Origin of the sequence: Mycolicibacter virginiensis (assembly GCF_022374935.2) — a bacterium.
Taxonomy (GTDB): Bacteria; Actinomycetota; Actinomycetes; order Mycobacteriales; family Mycobacteriaceae; genus Mycobacterium; species Mycobacterium virginiense.
Window position 1 is genome coordinate 429192 of the sequence record NZ_CP092430.2, and the last position, 24434, is coordinate 453625.

The 24434-nt window shown below is 67.4% G+C and carries 23 protein-coding genes and 1 riboswitch; of the genes, 10 read left to right on the plus strand and 13 right to left on the minus strand.

All coding sequences use genetic code 11. The features are described 5' to 3' along the window. Nucleotides 1–33: 33 nt before the first annotated feature. Nucleotides 34–1677: a phosphomethylpyrimidine synthase ThiC gene (thiC, locus tag MJO54_RS02065; RefSeq protein WP_046286235.1), complete on the minus strand. Its 1644-nt coding sequence runs from the start codon at nt 1675–1677 to the stop codon at nt 34–36. A 245-nt stretch (nt 1678–1922) separates the two neighbouring features. On the opposite strand from thiC, the gene MJO54_RS02070 reads away from it, so the two are divergent. The 3 genes from MJO54_RS02070 (at nt 1923) to MJO54_RS02080 (ending at nt 5159) form a co-directional block, all read left to right on the plus strand. Continuing rightward, on the plus strand, nt 1923–3680 hold the full coding sequence (locus MJO54_RS02070) for an MFS transporter (protein WP_046286234.1): 1758 nt from the start codon (nt 1923–1925) through the stop codon (nt 3678–3680). A gap of 245 nt (nt 3681–3925) precedes the next feature. Next, nucleotides 3926–4351, plus strand: a complete 426-nt coding sequence (locus MJO54_RS02075) for a DoxX family protein (RefSeq protein ID WP_046286233.1) — start codon at nt 3926–3928, stop codon at nt 4349–4351. 204 nt (nt 4352–4555) lie between these two features. Beyond that, a riboswitch (M-box (ykoK) riboswitch) is annotated at nt 4556–4724 on the plus strand. 240 nt (nt 4725–4964) lie between these two features. Beyond that, nucleotides 4965–5159 (plus strand): Rv1535 family protein, encoded by a 195-nt coding sequence (locus MJO54_RS02080; RefSeq protein WP_046286232.1) that lies wholly within the window; start codon nt 4965–4967, stop codon nt 5157–5159. A gap of 20 nt (nt 5160–5179) precedes the next feature. Here MJO54_RS02080 and MJO54_RS02085 read toward each other — a convergent pair whose 3' ends face one another. The 7 genes from MJO54_RS02085 to MJO54_RS02115 all read right to left on the minus strand — a co-directional run bounded on the left by MJO54_RS02085 (nt 5180) and on the right by MJO54_RS02115 (nt 14269). Continuing rightward, nucleotides 5180–5455, minus strand: coding sequence for a hypothetical protein (locus tag MJO54_RS02085; RefSeq protein WP_024440124.1), 276 nt, complete (start codon nt 5453–5455; stop codon nt 5180–5182). Further along, nucleotides 5452–9954, minus strand: a complete 4503-nt coding sequence (locus MJO54_RS02090; RefSeq protein ID WP_233428463.1) for a cation-translocating P-type ATPase — start codon at nt 9952–9954, stop codon at nt 5452–5454. The genes MJO54_RS02085 and MJO54_RS02090 overlap by 4 nt, the downstream gene beginning before the upstream one ends. A gap of 11 nt (nt 9955–9965) precedes the next feature. Then, complete coding sequence (locus MJO54_RS02095; RefSeq protein WP_082957338.1) at nt 9966–10463, minus strand: hypothetical protein; 498 nt, start codon at nt 10461–10463, stop codon at nt 9966–9968. A 107-nt stretch (nt 10464–10570) separates the two neighbouring features. Beyond that, the gene (locus MJO54_RS02100; RefSeq protein WP_240175937.1) at nt 10571–11374 is read right to left on the minus strand and encodes an exodeoxyribonuclease III; all 804 of its coding nucleotides are present in this window, start codon (nt 11372–11374) and stop codon (nt 10571–10573) included. Nucleotides 11375–11397: 23 nt separating this feature from the next. Further along, a complete protein-coding gene (locus MJO54_RS02105; RefSeq protein ID WP_434085428.1) occupies nt 11398–12465 on the minus strand; it encodes an IS110 family RNA-guided transposase in 1068 nt (355 codons plus the stop codon). A 277-nt stretch (nt 12466–12742) separates the two neighbouring features. Next, a complete protein-coding gene (locus tag MJO54_RS02110; protein ID WP_105294970.1) occupies nt 12743–13666 on the minus strand; it encodes an N-acetylglutamate synthase, CG3035 family in 924 nt (307 codons plus the stop codon). A 9-nt stretch (nt 13667–13675) separates the two neighbouring features. After that, nucleotides 13676–14269: a peptide deformylase gene (locus MJO54_RS02115; protein ID WP_046286988.1), complete on the minus strand. Its 594-nt coding sequence runs from the start codon at nt 14267–14269 to the stop codon at nt 13676–13678. A 343-nt stretch (nt 14270–14612) separates the two neighbouring features. Between MJO54_RS02115 and napA the strand changes: the two genes are divergently transcribed. From napA to MJO54_RS02140, 5 genes are all read left to right on the plus strand, one after another. Then, nucleotides 14613–14921: a nucleoid-associated protein NapA gene (gene napA, locus MJO54_RS02120; RefSeq protein ID WP_046286987.1), complete on the plus strand. Its 309-nt coding sequence runs from the start codon at nt 14613–14615 to the stop codon at nt 14919–14921. Nucleotides 14922–14986: 65 nt separating this feature from the next. Next, the gene (locus MJO54_RS02125; protein WP_105294969.1) at nt 14987–15457 is read left to right on the plus strand and encodes a LytR C-terminal domain-containing protein; all 471 of its coding nucleotides are present in this window, start codon (nt 14987–14989) and stop codon (nt 15455–15457) included. A gap of 9 nt (nt 15458–15466) precedes the next feature. Next, a complete protein-coding gene (sodC, locus tag MJO54_RS02130; protein WP_064889090.1) occupies nt 15467–16174 on the plus strand; it encodes a superoxide dismutase[Cu-Zn] in 708 nt (235 codons plus the stop codon). Next, on the plus strand, nt 16131–17318 hold the full coding sequence (locus MJO54_RS02135) for a glutamate--cysteine ligase (RefSeq protein WP_234821516.1): 1188 nt from the start codon (nt 16131–16133) through the stop codon (nt 17316–17318). Before sodC ends, MJO54_RS02135 begins: the two co-directional genes overlap by 44 nt. Further along, entirely contained in the window at nt 17318–17956 is a 639-nt protein-coding gene (locus MJO54_RS02140; protein WP_046283094.1) for an LON peptidase substrate-binding domain-containing protein, read from the plus strand. Before MJO54_RS02135 ends, MJO54_RS02140 begins: the two co-directional genes overlap by 1 nt. A 53-nt stretch (nt 17957–18009) precedes the next feature. Here MJO54_RS02140 and MJO54_RS02145 read toward each other — a convergent pair whose 3' ends face one another. Both MJO54_RS02145 and MJO54_RS02150 read right to left on the minus strand, forming a co-directional pair. Continuing rightward, complete coding sequence (locus MJO54_RS02145) at nt 18010–19236, minus strand: MFS transporter (protein WP_240175554.1); 1227 nt, start codon at nt 19234–19236, stop codon at nt 18010–18012. A gap of 179 nt (nt 19237–19415) precedes the next feature. Further along, on the minus strand, nt 19416–20009 hold the full coding sequence (locus tag MJO54_RS02150; RefSeq protein ID WP_064891236.1) for a TetR/AcrR family transcriptional regulator: 594 nt from the start codon (nt 20007–20009) through the stop codon (nt 19416–19418). A gap of 123 nt (nt 20010–20132) precedes the next feature. Here MJO54_RS02150 and MJO54_RS02155 point away from each other — a divergent pair, with 123 nt between their 5' ends. Beyond that, the gene (locus MJO54_RS02155) at nt 20133–21413 is read left to right on the plus strand and encodes a cytochrome P450 (protein WP_064891238.1); all 1281 of its coding nucleotides are present in this window, start codon (nt 20133–20135) and stop codon (nt 21411–21413) included. On the opposite strand, the gene MJO54_RS02160 is transcribed toward MJO54_RS02155, so the two are convergent. From MJO54_RS02160 to MJO54_RS02170, 3 genes are read right to left on the minus strand one after another with little or no spacing between them, the layout of a single operon-like run. Next, a complete protein-coding gene (locus MJO54_RS02160; protein WP_105294968.1) occupies nt 21410–22210 on the minus strand; it encodes a carboxymuconolactone decarboxylase family protein in 801 nt (266 codons plus the stop codon). The genes MJO54_RS02155 and MJO54_RS02160 overlap by 4 nt on opposite strands. Next, nucleotides 22188–22991, minus strand: a complete 804-nt coding sequence (locus MJO54_RS02165) for a mycofactocin-coupled SDR family oxidoreductase (RefSeq protein WP_046283098.1) — start codon at nt 22989–22991, stop codon at nt 22188–22190. The genes MJO54_RS02160 and MJO54_RS02165 overlap by 23 nt, the downstream gene beginning before the upstream one ends. Then, a complete protein-coding gene (locus MJO54_RS02170) occupies nt 22988–23818 on the minus strand; it encodes a mycofactocin-coupled SDR family oxidoreductase (protein WP_046283099.1) in 831 nt (276 codons plus the stop codon). The genes MJO54_RS02165 and MJO54_RS02170 overlap by 4 nt, the downstream gene beginning before the upstream one ends. On the opposite strand from MJO54_RS02170, the gene MJO54_RS02175 reads away from it, so the two are divergent. Continuing rightward, nucleotides 23817–24431, plus strand: a complete 615-nt coding sequence (locus MJO54_RS02175; protein ID WP_046283100.1) for a TetR/AcrR family transcriptional regulator — start codon at nt 23817–23819, stop codon at nt 24429–24431. The genes MJO54_RS02170 and MJO54_RS02175 overlap by 2 nt on opposite strands. The last annotated feature ends 3 nt before the right edge of the window (nt 24432–24434 follow it).

Below are 24434 nucleotides of genomic sequence, written 5' to 3' on the forward strand. Positions count from 1 at the left end.
CTTCGCCCGGCTCCGCCGCGCTTGCGATCACCACTAGGAGGAGATGGGCAGGTACACCCGGTTGCCGTGGTCGGCGAACTCGGCTGACTTCTCGTCCATACCCTTCTGGATGGCGGCGTCGATGTCGTCCTGGGTATGTAGGCCGTTCTCGTTGGCGTAGTCACGCACGTCGTGGCTGATCCGCATCGAGCAGAACTTCGGGCCACACATCGAGCAGAAGTGCGCGGACTTGGCCGGCTCGGCGGGCAGGGTCTCGTCGTGGTACTCGCGTGCGGTGTCCGGGTCCAGGGACAACGCGAACTGGTCATACCAGCGGAACTCGAAGCGTGCCTTGGACAGTGCGTTGTCGCGATCCTGGGCGCCGGGATGCCCCTTGGCCAGGTCTGCGGCGTGTGCGGCGATCTTGTAGGCGATCACCCCGTCCTTGACGTCCTTGCGGTCGGGCAGGCCCAGGTGCTCCTTGGGGGTCACGTAGCACAGCATCGCAGTGCCGGCCTGGGCGATGATCGCCGCGCCGATCGCCGAGGTGATGTGGTCGTAGGCCGGTGCGATGTCGGTGGCCAGCGGTCCCAGCGTGTAGAAGGGTGCCTCGTCGCACCATTCCTCTTCCAGCCGCACGTTCTCGACGATCTTGTGCATCGGGACGTGGCCCGGGCCCTCGATCATCACCTGCGCGCCACGGGATTTGGCGATCTTGGTCAGCTCGCCCAGGGTGCGCAACTCGGCGAACTGGGCTTCGTCGTTGGCGTCGGCGATGGAACCGGGCCGCAGCCCGTCGCCGAGGGAGAACGTGACGTCGTAGCTGGCCAGGATGTCGGCCAGCTCTTCAAAGTTGGTGTACAGGAATGACTCCTGATGCCGTGACAGGCACCATGCCGCCATGATCGAGCCGCCGCGCGACACGATGCCGGTGACCCGCTTGGCGGTCAACGGCACATACCGCAACAGCACCCCGGCGTGCACGGTCATGTAATCCACGCCCTGCTCGCACTGCTCGATCACGGTGTCGCGGTACAGCTCCCAGGTCAGTTTGGTCGGGTCGCCGTTGACCTTCTCCAGCGCCTGATAGATCGGGACGGTCCCGATCGGCACCGGCGAGTTGCGCAGAATCCACTCCCGCGTCTCGTGAATGTCCTTGCCGGTGGACAGGTCCATGACGTTGTCGGCGCCCCAGCGGGTCGCCCACACCAGCTTGTCCACCTCTTCGGCGATCGAACTGGTCACCGCGGAGTTGCCGATATTGGCGTTGATCTTGACCTTGAACGCCTTGCCGATGATCATCGGCTCGAGCTCGGGGTGGTTGTGGTTGGCCGGGATCACCGCCCGTCCGCGGGCGACTTCGTCGCGGACCAGCTCTGCGGGAACTCCCTCGCGGGCGGCGATGAAGGCCATCTCGGCGGTGATCTCACCGGCCTGGGCGCGCTGCAGCTGAGTACCGCGGTCGGTCACCACACCCGGCCGCGGCGGCAGACCGCGGTGCAGATCGATCTCGGCATTGGTGTCGGTGTAGGGACCGGAGGTGTCGTAGACGTCGAAGTGCTCACCGGTGGTCAGGTTGATGCGCCGGAACGGCACTTTCATAGTGACGCCGCCGGGAGCTTCGATCTCGCGGTAGGCCTTCTCGCTGTAGGGGATGGGCCCGGTGGTGACCTGCGGCTCCACTGCAACGTCAGTCATGGTTCTTCCTCTCCCTTGCCGGCATGACCCGGTCAGGTTCGTACGGTCGACGGCCCCGGCCGTCCTCTCAGCGCACTGGTTGCGCTCCCGCGGTTTTGCGATTTCTGCACTGGCGATTCGTGCACTGCCACGCTATCGCAGCGCAGCAGTCGGCGTAAGGCGCTGCGGCCGCCGGAAGACAATTAGGTAACTGATCATTTGCTTAGCTAACATATGTGGTCGGGGTAGAGGTAGCTGGGAGAGACATGACGGCGCAGATAGAGCAGGTGAACACCGGTCTCCAAGATCCGGGCGCAGTCGCCACCGCTCGCCGCCGGCTGCGCTACGACCGTGACCACCCGCGCTACAAGTGGGTCGCGCTGTCCAACACCACGCTGGGTGTCCTGCTGGCGACCATCAACGGCTCGATCGTGCTGATCTCGATGCCCGCGATCTTCCGGGGTATCGGCCTGAACCCGTTGGAGCCCGCGAACGTCAGCTACCTGCTGTGGATGTTGATGGGCTATCTGCTGGTGTCGGCAGTGCTGGTGGTGTTCTTCGGCCGGCTCGGCGACATGTTCGGCAGGGTGCGCATCTACAACCTGGGTTTCGTGGTGTTCACCGTCGCGGCGATCGCGCTGTCGATCGATCCATTCGACATGGGGCGCGGTGCCCAGTGGTTGATCGCGTGGCGGGTGGTGCAGGGCGTCGGCGGGGCGATGCTGATGGCGTCATCGTCGGCGATCCTCACTGATGCGTTCCCGGCCAATCAGCGCGGCATGGCGCTGGGCGTCAACCAGGTGGCCGCGGTCGCCGGGTCCTTTGTGGGCCTACTGATCGGCGGCGTGCTGTCCGAATGGGACTGGCGGGCGGTGTTCTGGGTCGGGGTGCCGATCGGCGTGCTGGGCACGATCTGGTCGGTGCGCTCACTGCACGAACTCGGCGAACGGGCGCCGGCGAAGCTGGACTGGGCGGGCACGGCGACGCTCGGGCTGGGCCTGACCGTGGTGCTGACCGCCATCACTTACAGCATTCAGCCGCACGGGTCTTCGCCGACCAGCTGGGCCAGCCCGGCCGTGCTGGGTGCGCTGGGGCTCGGAGTGGCGCTGCTGGTGCTGTTCTGTTTCGTCGAGCTACGGGTTGCCGCGCCGCTGCTGGACGTGCGGCTCTTCACGATTCCCGCGTTCGGGATGGCCAACGCGGCAGGCCTGCTGTCGGCGATCGGGCGTGGCGGCATGCAGTTCATGCTGATCATCTGGTTACAGGGCATTTGGCTGCCGCTGCACGGCTACAGCTACGAATCGACGCCGTTGTGGGCGGGTATCTATCTGCTGCCCATGACGGCCGGGTTCCTGTTGGCCGGTCCGGTGGCCGGTTCGTTGTCGGACCGCCGCGGTGCCCGTCCGTTCACGGTCGGCGGCATGGTGCTGATGGCGGCGACGTTCGTGGGGCTGGTGCTGCTTCCGGTGGACTTCGACTACCGGGTGTTCGCAGCGCTGGTGTTCCTCAACGGCCTGGGTGGCGGGATCTTCACCGCGCCCAACAGTGCCGTGGTCATGTCCAGTGTCCCGGCCGACCAGCGTGGTGCGGCATCGGGCGTGCGGGCCACGTTCTTCAATGCGGGCACGTCATTGTCGATCGGCATCTTCTTCTCGCTGATGGTGATCGGGCTGGCCAACACCTTGCCGGCGGCCCTAGGTGCCGGATTGCAGCAGCAGGGCGTCTCTGCTGGTGTCGCCGATCAGGTGGCCAACACCCCGCCGGTGGGCAGCCTGTTCGCGGCATTCCTGGGCTACAACCCGATTGCCGAGCTGCTGGCACCGTCGGGTGCGTTGGCCGCGCCCGGTGTTGACGCCGAGACATTGACCGGACACAGCTTCTTCCCGCAGCTCATCTCCGGTCCCTTCCATACCGGTCTCGCGGTGGTCTTTGCCGCTGCCGCGGTCATGATGCTGCTCGGGGCGCTCGCGTCGTGGCGGACGCCGGGGCGCTACGCCGTCGAGCCGCTGAATCTGAAGGACTGACACCCGCCGACCGCCGTGCTGCCGAGTCCACGCAGCTAGTTTCGATCGCAACCACCAGCCGCAGTCGGCATTGCCTGCCGTCGCGAGAATCGGTGCCGATCGGCAACCTGAGTGTTGATAGCTGGAACAGTTGCGCCGTCGCGATCATGCACTGCCCGATAGATGTAGTTGACAATGCAACGAAAACGCCTTTAGGCTCCGATGTAGTTGACTACGCAACTACAAAGCTGGGAGAGGGGTCCGTCATGGACATCGTGATACTGATCGGCCGAATCCTGTTCGGTGCCGTGTTCGTCGGAGGAGCGCTGGGACACTTCACCCAGACCGCCGCGATGGCGGCCTTTACCGAGAGCAAGGGCATCAAGCCGGGCAAGCTGGCGGTGCTGGGCTCGGGCGTCTGGATGCTTACCGGCGCGGCCCTGGTGATCGTGGGCGCTTGGGCGGATCTCGGCGCGCTGATGTTGGCAGTCTTCCTGCTGCCGACGGCGTTCCTCATGCATCCGTTCTGGAACGAGCGGGACCCGCAGGTTAAGGCCGGCGAACAGATCCACTTCAACAAGGACGTGTCGCTGGCCGGCGCCGCCCTGGCGCTGTTCGGCTTCTTCGTCACCGCCGGTGCCGGCGCCGGACTGCAATTGACGGGACCGTTGTTCGCGTCGCTGGCCGGCTGATTCGAAACGGCGCGAAGTCCACGGCCCGGTTCTGCGCATCGGTCGCAGAACCGGGCCGTCGCGGTCTCGATCTGGTACCAAAGTGACTGGTGTGACACCTCGTGCGCAGGGGATCTGGCGGCATCGCTGCACGTCAGAGACCCTCGACACACCCGAATCGGGCGGAGTTGACCGCACCCCGTCGGTGGTGCACTATGGAGCGTGCAAGCACCTCGTTAGGTGAGGCGTCTGCACGGACATAGGCCACTGACCCCGAACGTCGAAAGACGCCCCGGGTCAGGACAGCTCCTCCCGGCTTAAGGGTTGAGCCCAAGTGGCTTCCCGGAATGGGACACGCCGTGCAGTGTCGAAGCTCTGACGAGTGGGGTGCGGTCTTCCGACAGTCGTCGGAGCTGCCCTCCTAAGCATGCGGTGAAACCGGCGCGCCACTGCGCGCCCGCGACCGAGAGGAGGTGAGGGACGAATGAGTTCCGGTGATAGTCCATCCCGATATTCAAGCCGATATTCGACATCTGTTCCGTCCCCATCCGAACGGTCGCATACCGCCTCCAGCTGAGCCAGGCCCCGGCCTCCAGCTGAGCGCGTAGCACCGTTACGCGACTAGGAGGCCATCATGGTTGCAATCGCCTACACCGACATCACGGCTCCGGCCCCGCGTGCCATCAGCACGCCGAAGAAGCTGGACAACCGTCCTGCCGCACCTGCCTCGGACCCGCTGGTCGACATGACCACGCGGCTGCTCAGTGGCCCGCTGCACCAGATGTACGCACTCCTGTGGCGCGTCGGAGTGCTGACCGTCAACAACTGAGGTCAATCGAAGACGTCTACTTAGACATCCTCCAAGGCCTCGCCGAGCTGTTCGAGTACCTCGCTGCGGTGGTTGCTGGCCAGAATGTGGCCGGCAGCCACCGCCACGGCCACCGGCCAGTCGATGATCTCGAAAGCCGCCAGCAGCGCCAACCCGCCGTAATAGGCCAATTGCTCAGGGCGCGGCACCGTCACCTTGCCGAACAGCGGCAATTCAACGGCGAATCCCTCTGCCTCGCGAATGTGGGCAACCGCCTCTCGCTGAGATGCGCTGCGCCGCGGCTTGTCCGCCATCATGAGCCTCCTGGTGGCGACGGGTCGCCGGATGATCGAGCCGCGACTGTTCCGCGGCGAGAGTCAGTGTCCCCATTGTGCACAAGGCGCAACCGCGGCGCCGGGTGACCGTTGGACGAAGCCTGCGGGCGGCCCGGTTGGCGCGGCCCGGGAACGATGAATTCCTTCGGCTTGACCGTGTCGTCCTGCGACCCCGACAGCAGTCGCGGTACCACGGCTGCGCCGACGGTGGCCACCGTCGCCGTACCCAGGGCCTGGGCCCAGCCCAGCGGCCCGATCGGTGTGCAGCCCAGAAGCTGGCTGATACCGGGGATGGTGATCAACGTCCCCATCACGCCCAGCGAGCCGACAGCGGTCGCCACCACCAACGGATCACGCGAATCCAGCAGTGTCTGCCCCAGCTGGGTTGCGACCAGCGACACCAAGGCCACTGTCGAGGCCCGCTGCTGGCGTCCGGTGACCGAAGCCAGCCCCCAGGCGCCCACCGCGGCCGACGCCGTCGTCACGCCGCGCACGGCCACCGTGCGCCACAGCGCGCGCTCGTCAGGACCGTGTCCACCAGCGGCGGCCTGTTCGTTGAGCGAACTGACCGCCAGCGCGGTGGCCGGCAACGCGTCGGTCAGCATGTTGACCAGCAGCAGCTGGCGCGCGTTCAGCGGCGAGCGCCCCGTCAGTGCGCTCCCGATGATCGCGAATGCCACCTCGCCGGCGTTGCCGCCCAGCAGCACCGCCACCGCGGCCTGCACCCGCTGCCACAGCTCGCGGCCTTCGTCCAGCGCGTCGAGAAGGGTGTCGACCCGCTCGTCGAGCAGCACCACGTCGGCGGCGGTGCTGGCCGATTCGCTGCCGTGCGCCACCACCGCGATTCCGACCGTGGCGGCCCGGATCGCCGCAGCGTCGTTGGCGCCGTCGCCGACCATCGCCGAAACCTTGCCGGTGCGCTCCAGGGTCTGGACGATCTGCACCTTGTTCTCCGGAGACATCCGGGCGAACACCACCCGATCGGCTACCGCTTGTTCTTGGCCCTTGCGGGACAACGCATCCCACTGCGCACCGCTGATCACCTGGTCGCTGTCGACCTCCAGGCCCAGCTCCCGGGCGATCGCAGTGGCGGTCAACGGGTGGTCGCCGGTGATGAGCCGCACCGGGATTTGGCGACGCTTGAGGTCGGCGAGCAGTTCGGCGGCCTCGTCACGCGGGGTATCGGACAACCCGAGCAGGCCGACGAATGTCAGTCCCTCGCGGCAGAACTCGGCGATCTCCTCGGGTTCGGGGTCCTCGCCCAGCGCGGTGAGTTGCGCGGAAGTCAGTTCCCGGCGGGCCACCGCGATCACTCGTAGGCCGTTTCCTGCCAAGGTGGCCACCGACTGCCTGACGGCCGGGCCGGCCCCGGTGCATGCCAGCACCATTTCCGGCGCACCCTTGAGGGTCAGCTCGGTTCCCCGTATCGACGCCGAGAACGGGCGCCCGGAGCGGAACGGCAGGTGTGCGGCAAGCCCGGCCGGCGCCGACGCGCCAGCCGCGTCAGCGCCCTCCACGATGGCGGTATCGGTGGCGTGCACCTGGCGGGTGCCGTTGGACACCGGCGCCGCGCTTGCCGCGAAGCGCAGCACGTCGTGGTCGGTGAAACCGGCTGCCGGGTGCACTTGCGACACCCGCAGCCGGTTCTTGCTCAGGGTGCCGGTCTTGTCGAAGCAGACCACGTCGACGCGGCCGAGGGCTTCCACTGAACGTGGCACCCGCACCAGCACCCCGGCCTTGGTCAATCGCCGGGCCGAAGACTGCTGGGACAGGGTGGCCACCAGCGGCAACCCCTCGGGGATAGCCGCGACGCTGACCGCGATCCCACTGGCCACCGCCTGACGCAACCCGGTCCGGCGGGCCATGCCCAGGCCGGTCACCAGCGCGCCACCGGCCAAGCTGATCCGCCAGGCCTTACTGGTGAGCAGGCTCAACTGATGCTGCAACCCGATCGCGGACTGATCGCCGGCGACCAGTTCGGCTGCCCGACGCCCGTGGGTGTCGCCGCCGGTGGCGGTCACCAGCGCCACCGCTGTCCCGGTCACCACGGTGGTCCCGGCGTAGACCATGCATTCGCGGTCGGCCAGATCGGCACCCGGAGTGGCCTCAACCTGCTTGACCACCGTCAGCGACTCACCCGTCAGCGACGACTCGTCGACCTCCAGATCGATCGCTTCGATCAGCCGACCGTCAGCGGGCACCACCTCGTGGGCATGCACCTCGATCACATCGCCGGGAAGCAGCTCCTCGGCCGGGATCTCGCAGTGACTGCCGTCGGGCAGGACCTTGCGTGCCGGTGGAATCTGTTCGTTCAGCAGCACGCTGAGCCGGCGCTCGGCGATGAGTCGCTGTGCGGCGGCCAGCATCGCGTTGCCGCCCAACACCGAACCGACCAGGATCGCGTCGACGGGTGAACCCAGTACCGCGCTGGCCGCGGCCCCCAGCGCCAGCACCGGCGTGATCGGGTCGGACAGCTCACTGCGCACGGCCTGGGCGAACTGCCGCAACAGTCGCGGGGGCGCGGTTGCCTGCGCCCCGCGGCGGGCCAGATCCACCGCCGCCAACGCAGCCGCCGCGGCCGGCGCATGGTGGGTCGTGGTCGGCTCCTCCAGCTCCGGCGGCGGTAACACCGCCCGTACTTGGTCGACCGACATCGCGTGCCACTCGTGCACCGCCGCCGGCCGGGGCACCGCGGCGTCCACGGCACGGCGCGCCAGCCAGTACCCCGACAGTGCGCCGGCCGCCGCGCCCGTGGTCACCGGACCCGGCCCGCTGCCGCGTACCCCGGGCAGCATCAGCAGTGAGCCCAACGCGGTAGCGCCGGTGGCGATCTCGACGCCACGGTGGCTGGCGGAGCGGGCGGCGGGCAAGGCGTGCAGCACCCGCCACGCGGCAGCCAGGTCGGTCAGCAGGACATCGGCGCACCAGGGCGGGACACCCTGTCCCGGTAGCATGCCCAGCGCGACGTCGGCCGCGGCCAGCGCGTCGACGGCAACCGCGGACAGCACCGCGACGTCATGGCCTTCGGCCTGATAGGCGGTTACCGCGGCGGCCAGCGCCTGGTCTACCGAGGCGTCATCCAGGGGCCGGATCTCGTCGAAGACCGGCCGCAGCTCGCCGAGCGCCTCGGCTTCCACCGAGACCACCTCGACGTCGGCGCGGCGCGCCTCGGTCACCACCGCGGCGGCCAGCGGGAGTAGCGCAGGCTGGAACGAGGCCTGCACACCGGGGCGCGGTCCGATGCGATGCCATCCCGGTTTGAGGTCGGCGTCGGCCAGTCGGGCCTGGGCCTGCGCCCACACGGCGCGCAGTTCGTCGTCGTCGGCGCCGCGCACCTGCATCACCCGCAACGTCTCTCCGCACAGCACGCGCGGATCGATGATCACGGTGTCGACGCGGTCGAGCTCACGCAGGCTGCCCGGCCGCAGCACCACCGTGCCGTGCTGATCGGCCAGACCACGGCCCAGGGTGGCGGCGAACGACTCGCGTGCGGTGCGGGTGGCCTTCGGTGCGGTCACCGCGGCGGCCGTGCCGGCCAGATCCGGATTCCGGGTCGCGGCGCCGATCACCCCAGCGCCCACGACTTGTGCCCAGGCGCTGCGGGTCAGGTGGCGCTCTACCGGACCCGGCGGCCGCGGCGCCGGCCGCTCCGGGACGGTCACCGGCGGATGCTCGGCGTGCTGGGCGAGCTCCGGCTCGTGGCGGCGCCAGGCCCTCGCCTCGGCGCGTTCCTCCCCAGCGCGCATCGTCTCCACCGACAAGTCCACCGCCAGCGTGGTCGGCGCGGTGTTGAGGGTGTGCACGCCGGCGCTGGCCAGTGCCAACAGCGCATCGGTTGCCTGCTTGCCGATGCGGTCCTCCAGCAGGCGGCGCACTCGCGGCTGGTAGTCGATGACGACGACGCCGGCCTCCAGGCCGAGCGGCAGGCCCGGCAGGCGCAGCAACCGGCCCACCGTCGCCGCGCCCAAGCCGGCGATGTTGGCGCCGACAGTCAAGGCGCGCAGCATCTCCGTCATCCCGTCGCCGGGCAGGCTCACCGGGGCATGACCGCTGGACTGCGGAATCCGATCCGTGCGGTACTGACTCTCGATGTCAGACACCACCTGGCACAGTTCGCGCACCGATACGACGTCGCTGTTGGCGGCCGGGTCGAGTCCGACCACCAGGCGCGACAACGGGTGGTTCAGGCGGACCGAGATCACCCCGGGCAGTGCGCGGGCACCGTCTAGGAGGGCGGTCGCCAGCTCGTCGCCGGCGGGCCCGTCGAGGCCACGGATCTCGACCCAGGCTCGTCCCTCTCCGCGGAAACAGCGGCGGGACAACACCGGGCCCCCGTCGCCGTTCGGCAGAACCGCGCCGGCTACCCCGGCAGCGGTCTGGACAGAGGCATCGATCAGCGCTGAGGTCAGTTGAACACCGAAATTCGCTGCGCGCAGCGGCCATGAGCGGCGGACGGCACGCAGGGGGGAGTCTAAATTCACTCGGTACCCGACTAGTGGCGGGTACGGGTGCGGGTGCTGCTTCCGCCGCTGCGTGATTGGCGTGCCGCCGTTTTCTTCGGCTGCGCGCTGCGACGCGACGACGTGGAGGAAGTCGACGAGCTCGCCGACTTCACCGGCTTCGTCGCCTTCGCCGGCGGCGCCGCCTTGAGCGGCCGCACCGACGCAGCGGGAGCCTTGGCCGGCGCCTTGCTGTCATCGGACCGGCCAGTCAGTTGCTTGAGCACCAGTGCGGTGCCGCCCACCGCCACCAGCACCGGCCACTCGACCAGTCCGGTCACGCCGAGGGCGCCCAGGGTCAGCGCGGCCGCGGGAGTCGAGTGGCTGCCGGTGCGCAGCCCACGCTGCACGCCGCCGGCCGCCCCCTTGACGCCGCCGATTACCCCGTTGACTGCGGCCCCGCCGATCGCTCCGGCTGCCTCAGTTGTCATAGTGACCGCGCGGTTCGCCGCTCCGGCCACCTTTCTTACCGTCCCTGCGACGGCGTTCATGGGAATTCCCTGCCCTTCAAATGAGCAAATTGGATAATCCGCCTATCTTATGCGTGATTTCGAGATCGGTCCGAAATCCACACCGAATTCATAGAACTGCGGGTAAATCAGTCCCGGCGGATCTCGACCAGCACCGGCGCGTGGTCACTCGGTGACTTGCCCTTGCGTTCCTCGCGGACGATCTCGGCGTGCGCGACCCGAGTCGCCAGCGCGGGGGAGCCCAGGATGAAGTCGATGCGCATGCCCTGCTTCTTCGGGAACCGCAGCTGGGTGTAGTCCCAGTAGGTGTAGACGCCGGGGCCGGGGGTGAAGGGCCGCACCAGGTCGAGGAACTGCGCGTCGGCCATCGCCTGGAAGGCCAAGCGCTCCGGTTGCGAGACGTGCGTCGCGCCCTCGAAGAACTCCATGCTCCAAACGTCGTCGTCCTGGGGAGCGATGTTCCAGTCGCCCACCAGCGCGATCGGCGCCGACGGATCGTCGCGCAACCACCCCTCGGCGGTATCGCGCAGCGCCGCAAGCCAATCCAGCTTGTAGGTGTAGTGCGGGTCGTTCAGGGCGCGACCATTGGGCACGTAGAGGCTCCATATCCGCACCCCGCCGCAGATGGCGCCCAACGCGCGCGCCTCTACCGCGGGATCGGCGTCGGCCTTGGCCCATGCCGGCTGGCCGGGAAACCCGACCTCGATGTCGTCCAGGCCGACCCGCGACGCGATCGCCACGCCGTTCCACTGGTTCAGTCCGACATGGGCAACCTCGTAGCCCAATTCGTGAAACGGCAGCGCCGGAAACTGGGCGTCGGTGCACTTGGTCTCCTGCATGGCCAGCACGTCGACTTCGGCGCGAGCCAGCCAGTCGGTCACCCGGTCTACCCGAGAGCGGATGGAGTTGACGTTCCAGGTGGCCAGTCGCAGAGCACTCACGCGTTTCTCCTATGTCAAGCCGCTGCTTGTTGGCAGGGCTGAGTTCGGTTGTAGTGGTCGGTGTAGAGGCGCCCGAAGACGACGCGGCACAGGCGGCGTTTGAGGCAGCGCAGGGCTTCGCGGTTGGAGTCCCCGGCGTCGAGGCGTTTGCGATAGTAGGCCTGCCCGAGTCCGTCGAGGCGGATTTGAGTGATGGCGATGCGGTGCAGGGCGGCGTTGAGTTGGCGGTTGCCCGATCGGGTCATGCGGACGCGGCCGGCGGTGTTTCCCGACCACACCGGGATGGGCGCGGTTCCGGCGTGGCGGGCGAAGGCTGCCTCACTTTTGAACCGGGCGACCCCGGCGGTTTCACCGACGAGCTTGGCCGCAGTCAGCTCCCCGCAGCCCGGCAGCGCCAACAACGCCGGGCAGACGGCACGCACGCGTGCGCTGATCCGCTTGGCCAACTCGTTGATCGCCTCGGTGAGCCGGGTGATGTCGGTGAGCTCGTCACGGGCCAGCTCGGCGACCAGGCCGTCCATGGTGGCCAGCCAAGAGCCGAGGATGGTGCTGTGCTTGGGCAGATTCAGCGAACGAGCCTTAGGTGCGCGTTCGGGGTCGAGTTCGTGTACCCGCCACACCAATCGGTTGATCATTGCAGTCCGTTGCGCGACAAGGACTTCGCGGCGATCCACCAGCAGCTTCAGCTCCCGCGAGACTTCGTCATGGGAGGCGACCGGCAGATCCGGCTCGCGCAGAAATGCCCGGGCGACCGCCAGTGCGTCAATCGGGTCGGATTTGCCTCGAGTACGTGCCGAGGCACGAGTTTGGGCCATCAATTTCGGTGGCACCCGCACCACTTTCTGGTCAAAGCCCAGCAGGTCGCGCTCCAGCCGCGCCGATAGATGCCGACAGTCCTCGATCGCCCACACCACCTCAGCCCCGAAACGTTCCCGGGTCCACATCACTGCCTCGGCATGGCCGGAGGTGGTGGCTGTGACCACCTTCTCACCCACCTTGCGTCCCACTTCGTCGACCGCGACGCAGGTGTGGGTCCGCTTGTGTACATCGACTCCAACAACAACCATGGTGGTTGCCTCCATTCACTGTGAGGTGACGGTTGGGCCGGTCGGCGGACAAACCTCAGTCGGGGGCGATGCCACGCTCCTATCAAGTCACGCCGGCCGGTCCTTCACACCCGGTGCCGACAAAACGCGTGCACGCCAACCCAAAGGCGGCAGGCACCCTACGAGCCAGACACCAGATGATCAGGATCCAACTACCGCAACGCGGCACCTCACCCTGACACTGAAGCCACCCTAGAACTATGGCGCCGACCCGCTGCGCGTGACTTCGTCACGCTGGCGATCGCCGCTGGAACTATGGCGCGGACCCGCTGCCTAGCAGCCGGGCATCGATGTAGCGGCTGCGGTGCTGGCCGGTGAATCCGATCGCTTCGAAGAACTCGAATACCGCGTCACCAGACGGCACCTGCGCGTAACCGCGGGAGGCACCGCGCTCGGCCCCCCAGGCCTGCAACGCGGCGCAGATCGCCCGCCCGTAGCCCTGCCGGCTCCGGTCGGCGGCCACCCGAACCGCCGTCAGCCCCAGCCAGCGGGTCCCGTCCGGGCCCTCGGTGACCGCACCACGCCCGACCGCCACCCCGGGAATCGAGGCGAAGATCACCGCGCCGTCGACCACCGCGGTCAACACCTCCACCGGTACGTCGTGATCGAATACCGCCAGCCAGTCGGTGTCGGGTTGGGTGCCCATGACCACGTCGCCAGTGGCCGCGCCGGCAGCGCCGAGGTTGCACACCAGGGTGCGGGTCTCGTATCGCGTAGGGATGTCCTCCGGCAGCCGCAGCAGTCGCTCCGGGACCGCCAGCGTCGCTGACAGACCCCGCTGCGCGTACCAGTCGATGATCGTCGGGATGGCGTTCGCGTGGGCAAACATATCCAGGGGTACAGCCGAATTGGCCGCGAGGTCCGCGCCGGGGCCGGCCCGGAGCAACCAACCGTCCAGCCACTGATATTCACTGCCCGGCCAGGCCAGGGCGGCGGCATGTTCGACGGAGCGGATCGCCGAGTTCTTCACCGGCCGGTCGGTCAGCCGGCGCACGTACAGCACGTCGGAATGCCGGCACTCGTGCACCACCCCGTCGGCCGAGCGGACCCGCACCAGCGGTCCGGCCTGCAGCAGATGCCCGATCACATCGCCCATCGGCGGCTCGGAACCTGGGGCGCGCAGGTAGCGCAGACTCACCCGGACGCCGATCTCAGGGAGTTCGGGTGGTTGGGACATAACGGCTCGTCAGTGACCGAACGGATCGGGCACGTCGCCCGGCATCCAGGACAGGTCGGGCACACCCCAGCCGTTGGCCTTCACCGTCCGTTTCGCGGCGCGGGCGTTCCGGCCTACCAGCATGTCCAGGTAGAGCAAGCCATCGAGGTGGCCGGTCTCGTGCTGCAGCATCCGGGCGAACAGCCCGGTGCCTTCCAACGTGACCGGGTTGCCGTCGGCGTCCAGTCCGGTGACCCGCGCCCACTGCGCCCGACCGGTCGGAAACGATTCGCCGGGCACCGACAGGCAGCCCTCGTCGTCCTCATCGGGGTCGGGCATGGTTTCGGGGCGTTCGGAGGTCTCGAGCACCGGGTTGACCACCACACCACGGCGCCGCGTGGTGGAGCGGCGGTCGTCGGCACAGTCGTAGACGAAGACCCGCAGCCCCACGCCAATCTGATTGGCGGCCAAGCCGACGCCGTTAGCGGCGTCCATGGTCTCGTACATCGAGGTGATCAGCTCGCCGAGGTCGGCCGGCAACGAGCCGTCAGCGGCGACGGGCACCGGGCTGGTCGGAGTGTGCAGGACGGGATCGCCCACAATGCGGATGGGTAGGACGGCCATGACCGCAAATCTTAGGTGGGCGGTTTAGCGAGGCTCGACGGAGGAGAGGCGAAGCTGGAACCGCCGGGTAGCTGGGCGGTTTAGCGAGGCTCGACGGAGGAGAGGCGAAGCTGGAACCGCCGGGTAGCTGGGCGGTTTAGCGAGGCTCGACGGAGGAGAGGCGAAGCTGGAACCGCCGGGTTGGTGACCGGTGGGTGTCAAGTACAGCGGCCACGGGCGACGCGCGGGGCGGGCTCCCGGTTCAACACAGCCTGCCGTGATTCAATATTCGCTCAGAACACTCCGCCGAAAACAACCGAACGTTTGCAGCGAGAGAACTTTCCGGAAGGGTCCAGGAATCGATATGGACGGCGCCCAGGCGCAGGCGAATCGCTCAGGGGACGATTCGGAACCCGCAGACGGTCTGAGCCGTCGCGAACACGACATCCTGTCCTTCGAACGGGACTGGTGGAAGTACGCCGGCGCCAAGGAAGAGGCCATCAAGGAACGCTTCGCGCTGTCAGCGACCCGGTACTACCAGGTCCTCAACGCGCTCGTCGACCGGCCAGAGGCCCTGGCGGCCGACCCGATGCTGGTCAAGCGGCTGCGCAGGTTGCGGTCCAGTCGCCAGAAGGCGCGTGCCGCGCGCCGGCTCGGTTTCGACATCACCTGAGTGCCTGACACCTTGATTCCTGGGCGTTTATAGGTCATGGCCCGCTCCTCGATACAGTGGGCGCAATGAACGACCACGTTCCTGACTCCTCTCGACTCCCGCTGCGGGCGATGGTGATGGTGCTGCTGTTCTTGGGCACCGTCTTCCTGCTGGTCGGGTTTCAAGCCCTCGGATCGTCGAGCACCGACGACGACGCCGACCACTCGACGACCGCGCAGCCCGTCACCACGACCTCGGCGCCGGCCAAACCCGAACGCCCGGCGCACAAGTCCGACGTGCGGGTCTTCAACATCTCTGAACAGGCGGGGCTGGCCGGGCACACCGCCGATCGGCTGCGCGAAGCGGGCTGGAACGTGACCGAGATCGGGAACCTCGAACTGCCCGAGGTCACCCAGACCACCGTCTATTTCAGCGACGCCGAGGGCGAGCAGGACGCGGCTCATTCGGTGGGCCAGGTGCTGGGAGCCGCCGTCGAGCCGCGCATCCCCGACGTGGCCGAGCAACCACCGGGCGTCATCGTGGTGGTCGCGGGTTAAGCTCCTCGCATGGTCACAGGACACCGCAGAGCTCTCACCGCCGTCTTCTTCGCCACCCCGGCCATGCTGTTGGCGGCGTGCAGTCCCAACCAGCTGCCTTCCGACGCGCCCGGCACCACGCCGGCCATCTGGACCGGGTCGGCGGCGCCGTCGGCCACCGAGTCCGAATCGGGTGGCTCGGGCGGCTCGGACAATCTCGTCGCGCACCTGACGACCCCCGACGGCGGCCAGGTCGCCACCGCGACGTTCGAGTTCAGCAAGGCCGGCGGCAAGGAGTTCGCCACCGTGACCGTGCGGACCACCAGCAGCGGGGTGCTGTCGCCCGGTTTCCACGGCCTGCACATCCACGCCGTCGGTAAGTGTGAAGCAGAGTCGGTGGCGCCCACCGGCGGCGCGCCCGGTGCCTTCCTGTCGGCTGGTGGGCACTTCCAGGCGCCTGGCCACAACGAGCACCCGCAGAGTGGCGACCTGACGTCGCTGCAGGTGCGCTCCGACGGCAGTGGGCTGTTGGTCACCACCACCGACTCGTTCACCAAAGCTGAACTGCTGGCCGGCGACGGGACCTCGCTCATCGTCCACGCCGACGACGACAACTTCGCGAACATCCCGGCAGACCGCTACACGCAGGTCAACGGCACGCCCGGCCCGGACCAGACCACGCTGACCACCGGAGATGCCGGAAAGCGGATTGCGTGTGGTGTCATCGGCGCCGGATAGCCCGCCGAACTGGGCTTCCTCGAGATCGGAAGCCCGAATCGAGTTCGCTCGCAGCGCCCGCCCCACCATCGGCGTGGAATGGGAGCTGGCTCTTGTCGACGCCCAGACGCGTGATCTGAGCAACGAAGCGAGCGCGGTCTTGTCCGAGCTCGGCGAGAATCCGCGTGTGCACAAGGAATTGCTGCGCAACACCGTCGAGCTCGTCACGGGTATCTGCGACAACACCGGCGAGGCTATCGAGGACTTGCGTCAGACGCTGACCACGACGCGGCCGATCGTGCACGCCCGGGGCATGGAGCTGTTCGGCGCGGGCACCCACCCGTTCGCGCAGTGGTCGGCACAGAAGCTGACCGATGCACCGCGCTACGCCGAACTGATCAAACGCACCCAGTGGTGGGGCCGGCAGATGTTGATCTGGGGCGTGCACGTCCACGTCGGTGTCTCCTCGTCCTACAAGGTGATGCCGATCATCTCGTCGTTGTTGCAGCATTATCCGCACCTGCTGGCGTTGTCGGCGTCGTCGCCGTGGTGGGACGGCCACGACACGGGTTACGCCAGCAACCGCGCGATGATGTTCCAGCAGTTGCCCACGGCGGGGCTGCCGTTCCAATTCCAGACTTGGGAAGAGTTCGAGGGTTTCGTCTACGACCAGAAGAAGACCGGGATCATCGATCACACCAACGAGATCCGTTGGGACATCCGGCCATCACCACATCTGGGCACCATCGAAGTACGGGTGTGCGACGGGGTGTCCAACCTGCGTGAGCTGGGTGCTCTGGTGGCGCTGACGCACTGCCTGATCGTCGATCTGGACCGGCGGCTGGAAGCCGACGAATCCCTGCCCACCATGCCACCTTGGCATGTGCAGGAGAACAAGTGGCGCGCGGCCCGCTACGGGCTGGACGCCGAGATCATCCTCGATGCCGACAGCAACGAGCGGCTGGTCACCGAGGATCTCGATGAGCTGCTCAACCGGTTGGAACCGGTCGCACAGCGTCTGCACTGCGCCGACGAGTTGGCCGCTGTCGCCGACATCTATCGAACGGGCGCGTCGTACCAGCGCCAGCGCCGGGTCGCCGAGGAACACGACGGCGATCTGCGTGCCGTGGTCGATGCACTGGTGGGCGAGCTCGATATCTCGTGATGGAACTGCCGATGTTCCCGCTGGAGTGGGTGTTGCTGCCCGGCGAGGAGCTATCGCTGCGGATCTTCGAGTTGCGCTACACCGTGTTGGTCGGCGACCTGATGCGCAGCGGCGATCCGCGCTTCGGGGTGGTGCTGATCGCTCGGGGTCGTGAGGTGGGCGGTGGTGAGCAGCGCAACGACGTCGGCGCGATAGCCAGCATCACCCAGTGCACCGAACTCGGGGCAGGCCGGTACGCATTGCGTTGCCTGACCGGGGAGCGGATCCGGGTGCGGGACTGGCTCGCCGACGATCCCTACCCGCGGGCGATCACCGAGGTGTGGCCCGACGAGCCGTCAGAACCGGTGACTGACAAGCAGTTCGGTGCGCTCGAAGACCGCATCGTCGCGCTGCACAAGCGGATGGCCCAAGCCGAGCGGCGCTGGGTGATGCCGGGGCGCAACAGTCTGCTGGGGGGTCGACGCCTGCGCTCGCTGGATCCGGTGCAGCGGCTGTACTCGCTGGCCTGCCGGGTCCCGATGGGGGAGGCCGACCGCTACGCGGTGCTGGCAGCGCCGTCGCTGTCCGACCGCTTCGCGGCGTTGTACGAGGCGATTGAGACCGTTTCCGCGCGAGTCGAATTCGACATCCCTCGTTGACTCTGCATCCAGGGCGGCAAAGTGCCCGAGTAGCCACCGCCCTGGATGCAGAGTCAACGGGTTTTGCTGTACACCGCGCCGAATACCGCCGCCGCTGCGGCCAGCAGAGCCGAACTGGCCAGCCAGGGCAGGATGCGTCCCGCGGAGAACAGGGCGGCATATAAGCCAGGGGCAACCGCGGTCGCAGCGGCCCACGCCGTCTGCAGCAGCGAGGCGTGTCGTCCAGACGATTCATTGGGCGCGAACGTCAGCATGATGTTCGCGCTGAGCGCGTTGCCGGCTGCGTCGGACACGCTGAAGAGCGTCAGCCCGATCGCCAGTACGGCGAAAAGAACTGCCGGTACGGCGTTTTGGATGCCGGCGAGGAGATCGATCACCAGGAAACTGATCGAGCACAGCGCGGTCGACCATGACAAGATCTGAAGGTGCGGGACCCGTGAGCCGATTCGGGCGACCCAGCGCGCCGCTATCGCAACCATGACGCAGATGAACAGGTAGGCCACCGTCGTCGACCAGGCGGGCAGGCCCACCGACAGCATGAACAGTGGCAGCGCCGTATCCATGCCGATGGTGGTCAGCGCGATGACGAACACCCCGGCGATGAATGCCATGAAAGGGCCCTGGCGCAACACGTCGCGGTAGCGCGGCGGCTCGCAGTCCGCCGACTCGTCCTCGCCGACGGCGTGGTCGATCCAACGCAGCCGCCAGAACAGCAGGCCGGTGGTGAGTTCGCCCGCGGCGATGGTCGCCACCAAGGCGGTCCAGAACCATCCGCCGTTCCGGTCGATGGCCAGGCCCGCGGTCGCCGCCAATGCGCCGAGACCGAACCCGAGCACCCGAACCGAGGTGAGCAGCGCGAACAGTTGGGTGCGGTCGTCGTGGTCGCGGGTCAGCCGCTGGACGGCCTCGGGATCGGCGGTGAAGAACAGGTTCGCGCTCAGTGCTGCGGCGAACGAGAAGATCGCCACCTCGGCCAGGGTATGGGTGCACAGGAAACCCACGAAGGCGCCGGAGGCCCCGACGCCGGCCAGCGCCATGGTTCGAAACGGACCGAACCGGTCAACCGTGCGGCCCGACACCAGCACCCCAAAAATGAGTGCGACGGTGTTGCCCAGGGTGGCGGCGACGCCGGTCCCGGTCAGTGGCAGCCCGCGCCCGAGGGTGAAGAACAAGAAGATCAGCGGCACCCACAGTCCGGCGCTGGCCATCGCGACGATGGTCGCGAGAATGAACGACCGGCGGGCGCCTAGCAGCCGTTCAGGCATCGTGTCGGTGAGCATGATCTCTTTCGTCCTCCGGGCAGACGAAGGTACCTCGGGGAACGCGGCCCATGCATCCGAATATCGGTGCTCCCGCGCGAGCCGAGCGCGCTGTCGCTGTTTTGCTGGTCGATCGATCAGCACGGCGGCAGCAGTGGGGCGGCAGGGGAGTTCCGACAAGGGAGCCGCGGCGGTGCGGGTCAGGAACCGGCAGGCGGCGGTGTCAATCGGCCCAATTGGCGGTCGATCAGTGCGCGCAGTTCGTCGTGCCCCCGGGTGACACCGACGGCGCTCTCGTTGCACAGGTTGCGGGCGGTCTGGGCGATCAGCATCGAGATCGCGGTCGGGGGAAACTCGGCCAGATCGACGCCGTTGGCGCGCAGCGCCACCGTGACGGCCGCGGTCTCGATGTCGCGTACTCGCTCGGCGTAGGCCTTGAGTTCGGCGCGGATGGCCTTGCGATGGTTGGCCAGCGCCATGAATTCGGTGTTCAGGCTGGTCATGCGTGCATCGCTGTTGATCGTCCACAGTGCACGCAGCGGATCATCGTCGGTCAGGGCGGCGCGCATCTGGTCCAGCGCGACCTCGGCGCCGGCCCGCAGCACTTCGACGAAGAGATCATCCATGGTGGGGAAGTAGTAGTAGACCAGGGCCTGGCGCACGCCGGCCTCGGCGGCGACCCGCCGTGACGTCGCCGCGGCGTAGCCCTCGTCGCGCATCAGTCGGGCCGTCGCCTCGATCAGGCGGCGCCGAGTGGCGTTGTCGGTCGATTTGGCCTTGCGCGGAGCCGTCATCAGGACAGTCCGGAGCTGCGATTGCTTGACCGTCCGGCGCCGCGCGTGGTAGGCATGACGCATTCTAGCAATTTGATCGATCGATCAGCGCGATGAGGTCGCGACGCGAGCAAAGGACGGGTGATGGTGGATCTCGCGACAGTGGATTACTTCTCCGACCAAGCGGTCACCCAGGATCCCTATGCCTATTACGACTACCTGCGCGGATGCGGGCCGGTGTTCACCGAGCCGCATCACGGCGTCGTTGCCGTCACCGGGTACGACGAGGTGCTCGCCGCCTTCAAAGACCACGAGTCGTTCTCGGCGGTCAATGCCATCGGGGGGCCGTTTCCTCCGTTGCCGTTCGAGCCGGCGGGCGACGACATCACCGAGCAGATCGAGGCGCACCGGCATGAGTTCCCGATCTTCGAGCACGTTGTGGTGATGGACCCGCCGGCGCACACCCGGGCCCGCTCGTTGCTGGCCGGGCTGCTCACCCCGAAGCGGCTGAAGGAGAACGAGGAGTTCATCTGGCGGCTTACCGATACCCAGCTTGACGAATTCATCGGTACGGGTGCCTGTGAGTTCCTGTTCGACTACGCCAAACCGTATGCGACCCTGGCCATCACGGACCTACTCGGCGTCCCCGAGGAGGATCGCGCCGAGTTCCGCCGTGCGCTGGGTGCTGGCCATCGGGAGGGGCAGCATGTGGGCTCCCTTGATGGGACTCCGGTGGGCCTCAATCCGCTGCACTACCTCGACGAGAAGTTCAGCGGCTACCTCACCGAGCGGCGGCGGGAGCCTCGTGGCGACGTGCTCAGCAGCCTGGCCGCCGCGACCTACCCCGACGGTTCAACGCCGGACCTGCTGGAGGTGGTTCACCCGGCCACCTTCCTGTTCGGCGCCGGTCAGGAGACCGTCACCAAGTTGCTGGGCGCGGCGGTGCAAACCCTGGGTGATCGACCCGATCTGCAGCAGACGTTGCGCGACAATCCGGCGCTGATCCCCGCATTCATCGAGGAGGCGCTGCGAATCCAGAGTCCTACCAAGATCGACTTTCGACTCGCCCGCAAGACCACCACGCTGGGCGGGGTGCCGATCAAAGCCGGCACCGTGCTGATGCTGTGTCTGGGTGCGGCGAACCGGGATCCGCGCAAGTTCGCCAACCCCGACGAGTTCCGGCTGGACCGCAAGAACGTGCGTGAGCACATCGCATTCGGTCGTGGCATCCATACCTGCGCCGGCGCTCCGCTGGCTCGGGTCGAGGGGCGCATCACGATTCACCGCATGCTGGACCGGATGCGTGACATCAGGATCAGCGAGGCCCACCACGGGCCCGCCGATCGGCGGCGTTACTCCTATGAGCCCACGTTTCTGTTGCGCGGGTTGACGGAGCTGCACATTGAATTCGACCCGGTGGGCTAATCCGCTGCGGCCCACTCCTGCGTGACGCGCTGCTTCTGTTCTGCGATCACCTGCATCAGCCGCGAGGCTTTCGCCCAGCCGTAATAGGCGCCGAAATGCAGTGCTACTTCGTCCATCTCGTCGAACGAGACGTCCTTGCTCTTCAGCGCGGCATAGACGTGGCTGAGGATCGGGTACGGCGCGTCCTGAAACGCCACACACGCCACGGTCACCAGGCGCCGCTGTTTCATGCCCAGCCCGGGCCGCAGCCACATCTCACCGAATACGAAATTCAGAATGCCCGCACCCGAATACGGGTCGTCGCGCACCGGGGCGAAGGGCAGGCAGTTGACGTCACGGAAGGACTGTTCTCCGACCTGTAGTCGTGCTTCGGGATCGCTCGGCGTGGTCAGCGGTAGCAGCGGCGCCGCAGGAGGAACCGGCTCTCCCCGGTCGGCGTGGATGCGTGCCCACTGTTCGTCGACGATCATGTTGAACAGTGATGCTTTGGGCCAGCCCGAGTACACCGCGAAATGCAGAACGGTTTCGCGCATCTCGTCGATCGTCACGTCGCCGTTGATCAGGGCGGCGTAGATATGTTCGCGCAGCGGCTGTTCGGTGTCGGCGGCAGCAACACACGGCAGGGCGACGAACCATCGATCCCGGCGACTCAATCCTGGCCGTTGCCAGACCTGCTCGAATACGAAATCCAGGAGGGTCGCCGCCGCGGACGTGGTGTCGGCGGGCACCGGCAGCCTCAGCAGCTCGGCGAAGGCGTGGGCACCGCGCCCCGCCTCACCGCAGGGTGACGCCGGCATCGACTTTGAATTCCAGCCCGGTCACGTGCCGGGATTCGTCGGAGACTAGGAACAGCACCGCGTTGCTCACGTCGCGCGCCTCGGTCATCACGATCGGCAAGGCGTTGCTGAAGATCGGGGCCAGATCGGAGCGGGTCTCGGCCAGCAGCCCGTGCAGCCCGTCCGGGCGCATCCCGGTCTCCACTCCGGTGGGATGCACAGTGTTGACCCGAACATTCACCGCGGCAAGCTCATTGGCCAGCGCCCGGCTCATGCCGACGACACCGTGCTTGGACGCGGTATAGGGCGTGTGCAAAGGGCTGCCCTTCAACCCAGCCACCGAGCTGATGTTGATAAGGCTGCCGCCGTGGGAAACCAGATGCGGCAGCGCCGCCGCACAGGTATTCCAGGTGCCGATCAGGTTCACATCGACAACGGTGCGCCACTGTGCCGAGGTGGTGGTGTCCCAGGTGCCGGCGGTGATCACGCCGGCATTGGCGATCGAGGCGTCCAGGCCGCCCAACTGGGCGACCCCCTCGTCGACCGCGGCGGCCAGGGCCGCGGCGTCACGCACGTCCACGACGTGGGTGACGGCACGGCGCCCGCGCTGTCGCACCAAATCGGCCGTCTCGTCGAGGTCTTCGATCGTGGCCAGCGGATAGTCGACCTCGGGAAGCGACGCGCAGACATCGACCAGGATCAGGTCGGCGCCTTCCTCGGCCAGCCGCACCGCGTGGCTGCGCCCCATTCCCCGTGCGGCTCCGGTGACCAATACCTTCTTGCCGGTGACCCGCCCGCTCATAGCTTGTTGCAGAACCCTGCGTCGACGGGCAGCGTCACCCCGGTGACGTACTTGCCGGCGTCCGACACCAGGTAGGCGATGGCCGCGCTGATGTCCTCGGGCTCGAGTAACTGCACTGGCAGCGAATTCTGCAGGTGCGGCCCGCCGCCGGGATAGTTCTGCAGGAACTCGGTCATCGCCGGGTTGACCGCCATCATGGTGTTCACCCCGGTCGGATGCACGCTGTTGACCCGAATGCTGTGCGGCGCCAGAGCATTGGCCAGCGTGCGCATCAGGCCCACGATGCCGTGCTTGGAGGCGGCGTAGCCCAGGCCGCCGCCTTGCGTGCCGCCGAATCCGATCAGCCCGGCAGTCGAGCTGGTGAACACGATCGATCCGCCGCGGTTGCCGGCGATCAGGTGTGGAATCGCGGCCTTGGCGGTGTGGAACGCGCCGACGAGATTGACGTCGAGCACGTCGGTCCACAACTGCAGATCTTCGTCGTCGGTCAGCTCGCGAAACGCCATCGTGGCGATACCCGCGTTGACGCAGACGATGTCGAGGCGGCCGAAGTGCTCCACGCCGGCATCCAGTGCCGCCTTCAGGGTCGGAAAGTCGCGGACGTCGGCAATCGAGGCGAGCATCTTGCCGCCCTGGGCTTCCACCAAAGCCACGGTCTCGTCGAGTTCTTCGCGGGAGCCCATCGGATAGCCGGTGGAAGAGATATCGGCACAGATATCGACCCCGATGATGTCGGCGCCCTCGGCGGCCAGCCGCACCGCATGGCTGCGGCCCTGCCCACGCGCAACGCCGGTGATGAACGCAACCTGCCCATTCAGTGAACCCATGCGGGCTACGGTAACCTGGTTACTCAACGGCGGCAAGGGGTTTTTAGTGGACAGTGCGGAAGACCGGATCTTGGCCATCGTGGTCGAGATCCTGGAGACCGAGGGCTATGAAGCGGTCCAGCTGCGTGAGGTGGCCCGCCGCGCCCGGATGTCACTGGCGACCATCTACAAGCGCTATGCAACCCGCGACGAACTGATCTTGGCGGCGCTGGACAGCTGGATGCAGCAGAACCGCTACTCGGGTATCGCGCCGCACGCACGCGAGCCGGGCGAATCCATCTATGCGGCGCTGATGAGCTTGTACCGCACCATCTTCGAGCCCTGGGAGCGGCATCCGGCGATGCTGACGGCCTACGTTCGGGCACGGTCGGCCCCCGGCGGTGACGCCTTGGTTCGCCGCGGCCTGGACGCGGTGGGACCCGCAATGCGGGCGGCCATGTCCGACGTCGACGAAGCCTTCATCGCCGACCTGGACGTCATCATCTCCAACCTGGTGTACGGGTTGTCCGCGCGGTTCGCCGCCGGCGAGATCGCCATCACCGATATGCTGCCCAGCCTGGATCGAGCGCTGTACTGGCTCACCAGCGGATACGAGCAACAGAGCGGCCGCTAGCTG

Coding starts and splice junctions, on each gene's coding strand:
- MJO54_RS02105 (WP_434085428.1), bottom strand. CDS start 12,465: ATGGAGGCAACCACCATGGTTGTTGTTGGAGTCGATGTACACAAGCGG.
- MJO54_RS02170 (WP_046283099.1), bottom strand. CDS start 23,818: ATGGGTTCACTGAATGGGCAGGTTGCGTTCATCACCGGCGTTGCGCGT.
- MJO54_RS02115 (WP_046286988.1), bottom strand. CDS start 14,269: ATGGCCGTCCTACCCATCCGCATTGTGGGCGATCCCGTCCTGCACACT.
- thiC (WP_046286235.1), bottom strand. CDS start 1,677: ATGACTGACGTTGCAGTGGAGCCGCAGGTCACCACCGGGCCCATCCCC.
- MJO54_RS02140 (WP_046283094.1), top strand. CDS start 17,318: ATGGAACTGCCGATGTTCCCGCTGGAGTGGGTGTTGCTGCCCGGCGAG.
- MJO54_RS02110 (WP_105294970.1), bottom strand. CDS start 13,666: ATGTCCCAACCACCCGAACTCCCTGAGATCGGCGTCCGGGTGAGTCTG.
- napA (WP_046286987.1), top strand. CDS start 14,613: ATGGACGGCGCCCAGGCGCAGGCGAATCGCTCAGGGGACGATTCGGAA.
- MJO54_RS02125 (WP_105294969.1), top strand. CDS start 14,987: ATGAACGACCACGTTCCTGACTCCTCTCGACTCCCGCTGCGGGCGATG.
- sodC (WP_064889090.1), top strand. CDS start 15,467: ATGGTCACAGGACACCGCAGAGCTCTCACCGCCGTCTTCTTCGCCACC.
- MJO54_RS02080 (WP_046286232.1), top strand. CDS start 4,965: ATGGTTGCAATCGCCTACACCGACATCACGGCTCCGGCCCCGCGTGCC.
- MJO54_RS02070 (WP_046286234.1), top strand. CDS start 1,923: ATGACGGCGCAGATAGAGCAGGTGAACACCGGTCTCCAAGATCCGGGC.
- MJO54_RS02160 (WP_105294968.1), bottom strand. CDS start 22,210: ATGCCGGCGTCACCCTGCGGTGAGGCGGGGCGCGGTGCCCACGCCTTC.
- MJO54_RS02145 (WP_240175554.1), bottom strand. CDS start 19,236: ATGCTCACCGACACGATGCCTGAACGGCTGCTAGGCGCCCGCCGGTCG.
- MJO54_RS02175 (WP_046283100.1), top strand. CDS start 23,817: ATGCGGGCTACGGTAACCTGGTTACTCAACGGCGGCAAGGGGTTTTTA.
- MJO54_RS02075 (WP_046286233.1), top strand. CDS start 3,926: ATGGACATCGTGATACTGATCGGCCGAATCCTGTTCGGTGCCGTGTTC.
- MJO54_RS02095 (WP_082957338.1), bottom strand. CDS start 10,463: ATGAACGCCGTCGCAGGGACGGTAAGAAAGGTGGCCGGAGCGGCGAAC.
- MJO54_RS02150 (WP_064891236.1), bottom strand. CDS start 20,009: ATGACGGCTCCGCGCAAGGCCAAATCGACCGACAACGCCACTCGGCGC.
- MJO54_RS02165 (WP_046283098.1), bottom strand. CDS start 22,991: ATGAGCGGGCGGGTCACCGGCAAGAAGGTATTGGTCACCGGAGCCGCA.
- MJO54_RS02135 (WP_234821516.1), top strand. CDS start 16,131: ATGCCGGAAAGCGGATTGCGTGTGGTGTCATCGGCGCCGGATAGCCCG.
- MJO54_RS02155 (WP_064891238.1), top strand. CDS start 20,133: ATGGTGGATCTCGCGACAGTGGATTACTTCTCCGACCAAGCGGTCACC.
- MJO54_RS02085 (WP_024440124.1), bottom strand. CDS start 5,455: ATGATGGCGGACAAGCCGCGGCGCAGCGCATCTCAGCGAGAGGCGGTT.